The 6672-nt window shown below is 75.3% G+C and carries 7 protein-coding genes and 1 pseudogene; 5 read left to right on the top strand and 3 right to left on the bottom strand.

Going from position 1 to position 6672, the window contains the following annotated elements; genetic code table 11:
• Nucleotides 1–32: 32 nt before the first annotated feature.
• Nucleotides 33–836 (bottom strand): class I SAM-dependent methyltransferase, encoded by an 804-nt coding sequence (locus EF918_RS30620; protein WP_125652185.1) that lies wholly within the window; start codon nt 834–836, stop codon nt 33–35.
• Nucleotides 837–929: 93 nt separating this feature from the next.
• Here EF918_RS30620 and EF918_RS30615 point away from each other — a divergent pair, with 93 nt between their 5' ends.
• Nucleotides 930–1559: a CGNR zinc finger domain-containing protein gene (locus EF918_RS30615; RefSeq protein WP_125652184.1), complete on the top strand. Its 630-nt coding sequence runs from the start codon at nt 930–932 to the stop codon at nt 1557–1559.
• On the opposite strand, the gene sodX is transcribed toward EF918_RS30615, so the two are convergent.
• Nucleotides 1463–1870, bottom strand: a complete 408-nt coding sequence (sodX, locus tag EF918_RS30610; protein ID WP_125652183.1) for a nickel-type superoxide dismutase maturation protease — start codon at nt 1868–1870, stop codon at nt 1463–1465. The genes EF918_RS30615 and sodX overlap by 97 nt on opposite strands.
• A gap of 153 nt (nt 1871–2023) precedes the next feature.
• Here sodX and sodN point away from each other — a divergent pair, with 153 nt between their 5' ends.
• Nucleotides 2024–2419, top strand: a complete 396-nt coding sequence (sodN, locus tag EF918_RS30605; protein WP_048475438.1) for a superoxide dismutase, Ni — start codon at nt 2024–2026, stop codon at nt 2417–2419.
• A 147-nt stretch (nt 2420–2566) separates the two neighbouring features.
• Here sodN and EF918_RS30600 read toward each other — a convergent pair whose 3' ends face one another.
• A complete protein-coding gene (locus tag EF918_RS30600; RefSeq protein WP_125652182.1) occupies nt 2567–2752 on the bottom strand; it encodes a DUF6104 family protein in 186 nt (61 codons plus the stop codon).
• Between the two features lie 170 nt (nt 2753–2922).
• On the opposite strand from EF918_RS30600, the gene EF918_RS30595 reads away from it, so the two are divergent.
• From EF918_RS30595 to EF918_RS30585, 3 genes and pseudogenes are all read left to right on the top strand, one after another.
• Complete coding sequence (locus EF918_RS30595; RefSeq protein ID WP_125652181.1) at nt 2923–5007, top strand: trypsin-like peptidase domain-containing protein; 2085 nt, start codon at nt 2923–2925, stop codon at nt 5005–5007.
• Between the two features lie 235 nt (nt 5008–5242).
• Complete coding sequence (locus EF918_RS30590) at nt 5243–6268, top strand: MoxR family ATPase (protein WP_125652180.1); 1026 nt, start codon at nt 5243–5245, stop codon at nt 6266–6268.
• Between the two features lie 6 nt (nt 6269–6274).
• Nucleotides 6275–6672: pseudogene (locus EF918_RS30585) on the top strand (hypothetical protein); the annotation flags it as partial.

The following is a 6672-nucleotide window of genomic DNA, read 5'->3' as shown; positions in this document are numbered from 1 at the left end:
CCACCCCCCCCGTCCCCCGCGGGCCGCGTCCGCTACTTCAGCGCCAGCACCAGGGCGTCGGACGGCGAGCACCACACCGTCCGGGCCTCGTCGAAGCCGGCCGCGCGCAGCGTGCGTACGTGCCATGCGGCGGGCGGGGTGTCGCCGTCGGCGTGCTCCCCGTAGAGCGCGAAGCGGGCCCGGGTCGGCCCGGCCAGCACCGGGTCGGCGGCGGCCAGCTCCCACCACTCCCGCCAGTCGGCCTGTCCGGCGGCCCGGGCCCGGTCCATGACGGCGTGCCGGTGGGCGCGCTCGGCGGCGTTGATCCGCGGGGTGGCCGGGTCGGGCATGTGGTCGGCGTTCAGGAACACGCCACCGGCGGGCAGCAGCGGTGCGAGCTGCCCGTAGAGTGCGGCGAGGTGGTCGGTCGGCAGCCAGTGCAGGGCCGTGGCCGTCACGACCGCGTCGTACGAGCGGTGCGGCAGCGCCGCGGTCCAGGCGGGGTCCTTGAGGTCGGCGGTGACGAACGAGACCCGCGGGTCGCCCGCGAAGTGGCCGCGGGCGATGGTCAGCAGGGCCGGGTCCAGGTCGACGCCGGTGCTCGTGGCGTCCGGGAACCGCTTGAGCAGCCGATCCGTGATACTTCCCGTACCGCACGCGAGATCCAGGACCCGGGGCGCCGTACCCACCGTCGCCCCGACCATGTCCAGCATCACCCGGAAACGCTCCTCGCGGTCCGGCATGTACCACTCCTGCTGGCGGTCCCAGCTGTCCTGCCAGGCCTGCCAGTCGGTCCCGGTCCCGGTCGTCGCGCCCGCCGTGGCGTCCGCCGGTCCGTCCGTCGTTCCGCCCGTCATCGCAACCGCCTTCCGAACGTAATACCCTCGAAGTGGTCTCAGCCGTTACAGCCGTGACAGGGAGACCCTAGACCGCAGCCGTAAGGACTACAAGTGGAACTGGCCTATTACTCGGACTATGCCGTGCGCCTGGTCAACACCGAGGAGCCGGCCCGCAACAAGGACGCGCTCACCTCGGTGGACGCCGTCCGCACCCTCTTCGGCGCCGGTGTGCAGATGGCCCGGCGGGTCACCGACGCGGACGTCACCCGCTTCCGCAACGTCCGCGGCCGGCTGCGCGCCGTCTTCGAGGCCGCCGACGGCGGCGACCACACCCTCGCCGTCGACCTGCTGAACTCCCTGCTGATGGAGTACCCGGTCAGCCCGCAGATCTCCGGGCACAAGTTCCTCGACGACCAGGGTCGGCCCGACTGGCACATGCACCTCGCCGACCACCCGTCCAACGCCTCGGCCGGCTACGCGGCCATCGCCTCGATGGGCCTGGCCTTCCACCTCACCGAGTACGGCCCGGACCGGCTGGGGCTGTGCCAGGCGCCGCCCTGCCGCAACGCCTACCTCGACACCTCCACCAACCGCTCCCGCCGCTACTGCTCCGACCGCTGCGCCACCCGCGCCAACGTCGCCGCCTACAGGGCGCGCAAGCGGCTGGAGGCCGCCGGGTCGGGCAAGAGCGGCCGCACCGCGGAGACGGCCCAGGACAGCCGCGCCCTCAGCGAGCGCTGATCGGGTCTGCGGGGGCGGTAGCGCAGCCGCGCGACGGCGAGGACGAGCTCCTCGGGCACGGACCCGAAGTCCTCGCTGTCGCCGGTCCGGTTGAACCCGTTGTCGCCCAGCACCCACCAGCCGCCCCGGCGCCGCTCGACGGCCCGCTTGACGACGACGAGGTCCTGCTGGAACGGATGGCGCAGCAGCACGACGTCACCCGGACGGACGGCCGCCCCGTACCGGACGAACAGCCGGTCCCCCTCGTAGAGGGTCGGCACCATCGAGGGCCCGTACACCTCCACCACCACGAACGGCACCCGCCAGCCCATGCGCACCTCCTGCTCCGGTCGTCCGTATGTTCGCGCACCCACCCCATCCTGACCCTGGACTTTTGTCCTAAGCCCATGGGGGCGCCCGCGAAATCCGCTTTCTCACCGAGTAATCTCCCCCTTGAGAAGACGATCACGAGGAGGACGAGCTCAATGCTTTCCCGCCTTTTCGCCCCCAAGGCGAAGGTCAGCGCCCACTGCGACCTGCCGTGCGGCGTGTACGACCCGGCCCAGGCCCGTATCGAGGCCGAGTCGGTCAAGGCCGTACAGGAGAAGTACCAGGCGAACGAGGACGCGGACTTCCGCGCCCGCGCCATCACCATCAAGGAGCAGCGCGCGGAGCTTGCCAAGCACCACGTGTCGGTCCTGTGGAGCGACTACTTCAAGCCCCCGCACTTCGAGAAGTACCCCCAGCTGCACACGCTGGTGAACGACACCCTCAAGGCCCTCTCGGCCGCGAAGGCGTCGAACGACCCGGCGACCGGGCAGAAGGCCCTCGACCTCATCGCCGAGATCGACCGGATCTTCTGGGAGACCAAGGCGGCCTGACCCCGCCCTGCACCGAAGCCCCCTGCCACGCTCCGTAACGGGCGCGGCAGGGGGCTTCGGTGTCTCGCAAAGGCCGGGTCGTCGGCCCGGGTCGTCGGCCCGGGCCCCGGGCCCGGGCCCCGGTCGGGGGTCCGGCCGGGGTCCGGGTCAGGACTCCTCGTCGTCCTCGTCGTCCAGGCGGGCCAGCCAGGTGGCCAGGCGCTCGACCGGGACCTCGAAGTCCGGGTTGAGGTCGACGAAGGTGCGGAGCTGCTCGGCGAGCCACTCGAAAGTGATCTCCTCCTCGCCGCGCCGCTTCTCCAGCTCCTCGATGCCACGATCGGTGAAGTACAAGACAGGCTCCGTGCCGGTGTGGATGGGTCGTGGGTGATTCTCGGCCAGGATAATCCGGGTTTCTCCCGGACCTCCCCTCCGCAGGGGCCCGGCGCTAGCCTGAACTGCCCGGACGTGCGGGACGCGCGGGACGCCGGGGCCATGCGGCGGGCGGCGTCGGGAGGCGGGGAATGGCGGAAGGGCGCACGGCGGCATCCGCACGCGCCTTCGAGCTCCTGGAGCCCCTCGTCCTGGCCGCCACCGTACGCGTCCACGCGCCCGTGGACGGGTATGAGGACCCAGGGGCCCGTCGTACCTGGGGGAGCGGTTTCTTCGTCGCTCCCGGCTGGGTCCTGACGTGTGCGCACGTGGTGGGGGAAGGGGGTGCGGGTGTGCGTCTTGCGGGTCGTGAGGTCGGCATCACCTTCACCTCCGGGGACCTCGGCGGGGGCATCGGCGGCACCGGCACCGGCACGGTCGCCGGCCGGGTGGAGTGCGTCCTGCCCGAGTCCCTGGAGCAGCGCCGCCCAGGGCGGCGCGGGCTGTGGGAGCTGCCGGACCTCGCGCTGATCCGGGTCCTGGCCCCGGTCACCCACGCCTGCGTCTGGCTGACCGACCGGGCCCGGCCGCCGCGGTTCGAGGACGTGGCCTACTTCGGGTGCACCGAGGACCTCGGCATGCCCGAGATCACCGGCCGCACCACCCGGCTGCGCGGCGCCGCCGGGGCGGGAGCGGCCATCCGGCTCGGTGCCGACGACGAGATCGTCCCCGGCATGTCCGGCGGTCCCGTCGTCGACCTCGCCCGCGGCGAGGTCGTCGGCGTGGTCAAGGCCCGCCGCCACGAGGGCGGCGGGGGCCTGGCCGTCTCGATCGTCCAGCTGCGCACCCTGCCCGCGGCCACCCGCAGCCAGCTCGGCCTCTACCGCCGGGTCATGCAGGCCCACGACCTGCACCACTACGACCAGCACCTCAGCGACCTCAACAGCCGCCGCACCTGGACCGACGTCCAGGGCGAGCTCCCCGGCGGGGACGGGTACGGCACCCGCCTGCGGCTCACCCCCGGCGAACGCACCACCCTGTACGGGCTGCTCGCCGAGCTGCCCGCCCCCCGCTCGTCCGAGGCCGTACGGTCCCTGGTCGAGGCCGCCCGCGGCGAGGAGCCCGACTCCTCCGGCCCCGCCCCGCTGAGCTGGCGCGACGGCCTCGGCCTGCTCTACGACCCGCCCGGCGGGGTCAGCGAGGCGGCCGCCATGCTCCGCTACGCCACCGACGTGAGTGTCACCGACCACCGCGAGCCGCCCGCGCCCGGCGCCGACGAGGAGCTGTGGGACTGGGTCCGGGCCACCGCCGAACGGCTGTGGCGGCCCCTGCGCCGCGAACTGGGCGAACGGCACGAACGGGGCCTGGCCGCCCGCGACCTGCGCCGCCGGGCCTCGGCCGGCCGCGTCGTGCACGGCCCTGCCCGGGCCCCCGACGCCCTGCCGGCCGGCCCGTCGGTGCTGCTGGAGGCCTGGTCGCACGGGTGGGAGGAGGTCTACGACTGGCGGGTCTCCGTGCTCGGCGGCCCCGACCGGCCGGCCGAGCTGACCCCCGTGGACTCCGGCGTCCGGGTACGGCCCGAACGGCTGCCGGAGGTCCTACGGGCCCCGCTCGCCGAGGCCTTCCGGCGCTGCGACACCCACGAGGCCGCGGCCCTGCTCGAAGTGGCCGTCGCCCCCGAGCTGTTCGCCCTCGCCGTGGACGAATGGGCCGTGACCGGGGACGTCCCCGTCGGGGTGCAGCGGCCGGTCGTCCACCGCTTCCCGGCCGACGGGCCCCGCGCCGACGAGCCGCACCGCGCCGCCGAACGCTGGGCCCGGGTGCTGGCCGGGCCGGTGCTGGACCAGCGGGCCGACTGCTCCCGGGGCCGCCCGCGCAGCCCCTCCTACGGCTGGCTGGCCGGCCTGCCCGACCACATCGTCCCCGTCTCCTGCCGCAGCGCCGACTGCGAGCCCGCCCTCGGCGCCCTGCACGCGGCGCGCCGGGCCGGGTACGGGATCGTGCTGTGCCGCAGGCCGCCGCCCGGCGAGACCTCCTGCGCCGCCTTCCACCGCGGGCTGCGCGAGGAACTGGCCGAGGCCGGGCGGGGCGCGCCGCTGCCGCTGCGGCTGCAGTCCCTGCGGGTCCGGGCCCACGGGCACGACCCCGACGCCTACTGGTCGGCCGGCCTGGGCCTCGTATGGGAGGACCCGGCCAGGCCGCTGCCGGAGGACGAGCCCTTGCAGGGGGACCTGTGACGGGCCGTCGACGCCCGGCGGGGCGGGGCCGGTTCCGGCTGTACGGGGCCCAGCCGGAGCCGGCCCGGTGTCCTGCGCGGGGTGGCGGGCCGGTCTCCCGCGCGGCGGGGGCCGGTCTCCCGCGCGGGGCGGGGGCCGGTCTCCCGCGCGGTGCGGGGGCCGGGACCGGCCCACCGCCGTACGCGACCGGTGTCCCGCGTGGTGCAGGGGCCGGGCCGACCGAAGGGAGCGATCCGTGAACGACGAGTGGCTCATCTACCGGGGCGTCGGTGAGCCCCACGACGGCATCGACGCCCTGCCGCCCGCCCCGCCCTGGCGGGACTTCGACGGCGGACCTCCCGTGGCCCCCGGACCCGCGGCCGCCGTGCCCGACACCGCCGCCGCACGTCGGCTCGGCGCGCACCGCCACGCCGCCGCGCTCCACCGGCCCGAGCCGGAGGAGCTGGAGGCCATCAACGCCGCGCTGTACCTGCGCCGGCCGCTGCTGGTCACCGGCTACCCCGGCACCGGCAAGTCCACCCTCGCCCACGCCGTCGCCCACGAGTTGCGGCTCGGCCGGGTGCTGCGCTGGCCGGTCGTCTCGCGCACCCAGGTGCAGGACGGGCTCTACCGCTACGACGCCATGGCCCGCCTCCAGGACGTGCAGATCGCGGCCGGTGCCGGAGCGGCCGGCGGCGCCCCGGCCGGGCCGCCGCCCGGCATCGGCACGTACATCCGGCTCGGCCCGCTGGGCACCGCGCTGCTGCCGGCCGAGAAGCCGCGGGTGCTGCTCATCGACGAGCTCGACAAGAGCGACATCGACCTGCCGAACGACCTGCTGAACGTCCTGGAGGAGGGCGAGTTCACCCTGCCCGAACTGGAGCGGGTCGCCGACCGGGAACCCGAGGTGCAGGTGCTGACCGACGACGGGGCCAAGGTGACCGTGCGCGACGGGCGGGTGCGGTGCCGGGCGTTCCCGTTCATCATCCTCACCAGCAACGGCGAACGGGACTTCCCCGCGGCCCTGTTGCGCCGCTGCATCCAGCTCAAGCTGGGCCAGCCCGGCGAGAAGCGGCTCGCCACCATGGTCACGGCGCACCTCGGAGAGGAGGCCGCCCGGCTCGGCGCCGACCTCATCCGCGAGTTCCTCACCCGTTCGCAGACCGAGCTGGTGGCCGCCGACCAACTGCTCAACGCCATCTACCTCACCCACTACGCCGCCCCACCGACCCGGGAGGACCTCGCCGACCTGCTCATCCAGCGCCTCGACCGTTCGAGGTGACCGCCCGTGGCCACCCCTGCGGCCCGCCCGTCCCGCCCGGTCCGGCCCGTCCGCCCGGCCGAGCTGGCCCGCGTGGTGCGGCTGGCATCCGTCCTGCGGGGCGCCGGACTCGATCCCTCCGCCGAGGAACTGGCCGACGCCCTGTGGCTGGCCGGGCGGCAGCGCCTGGCCACGGCCGCGGCCGAGGCCAGGCGGGCGGCGGAGGGGGCCGGGGCCCCCGGCGGCGACCCGGACGCCGGCACCGCTCCGGACCCGGACGCGGACGCGGACCTCGACCCTGCCCCTGACCTGCACGGGGACGCCGAGCGGGCCGCGGGTGGCGGCGCGTCCGGCGGCGGAGACGGTACGGCGGCCGGCCCGGCCGGGGGCGGCGCGGGGGACGGGCCGGGCCGGCCGCCGTACCG

The organism is Streptomyces sp. WAC06614 (assembly GCF_003949795.1).
Lineage (GTDB): Bacteria > Actinomycetota > Actinomycetes > Streptomycetales > Streptomycetaceae > Streptomyces.
Note: the sequence above shows the minus strand (reverse complement) of the source record. Positions and strands in the feature narration are given on the sequence as shown.

Coding starts and splice junctions, on each gene's coding strand:
- EF918_RS30595 (WP_125652181.1), top strand. CDS start 2,923: ATGGCGGAAGGGCGCACGGCGGCATCCGCACGCGCCTTCGAGCTCCTG.
- sodN (WP_048475438.1), top strand. CDS start 2,024: ATGCTTTCCCGCCTTTTCGCCCCCAAGGCGAAGGTCAGCGCCCACTGC.
- sodX (WP_125652183.1), bottom strand. CDS start 1,870: ATGGGCTGGCGGGTGCCGTTCGTGGTGGTGGAGGTGTACGGGCCCTCG.
- EF918_RS30620 (WP_125652185.1), bottom strand. CDS start 836: ATGACGGGCGGAACGACGGACGGACCGGCGGACGCCACGGCGGGCGCG.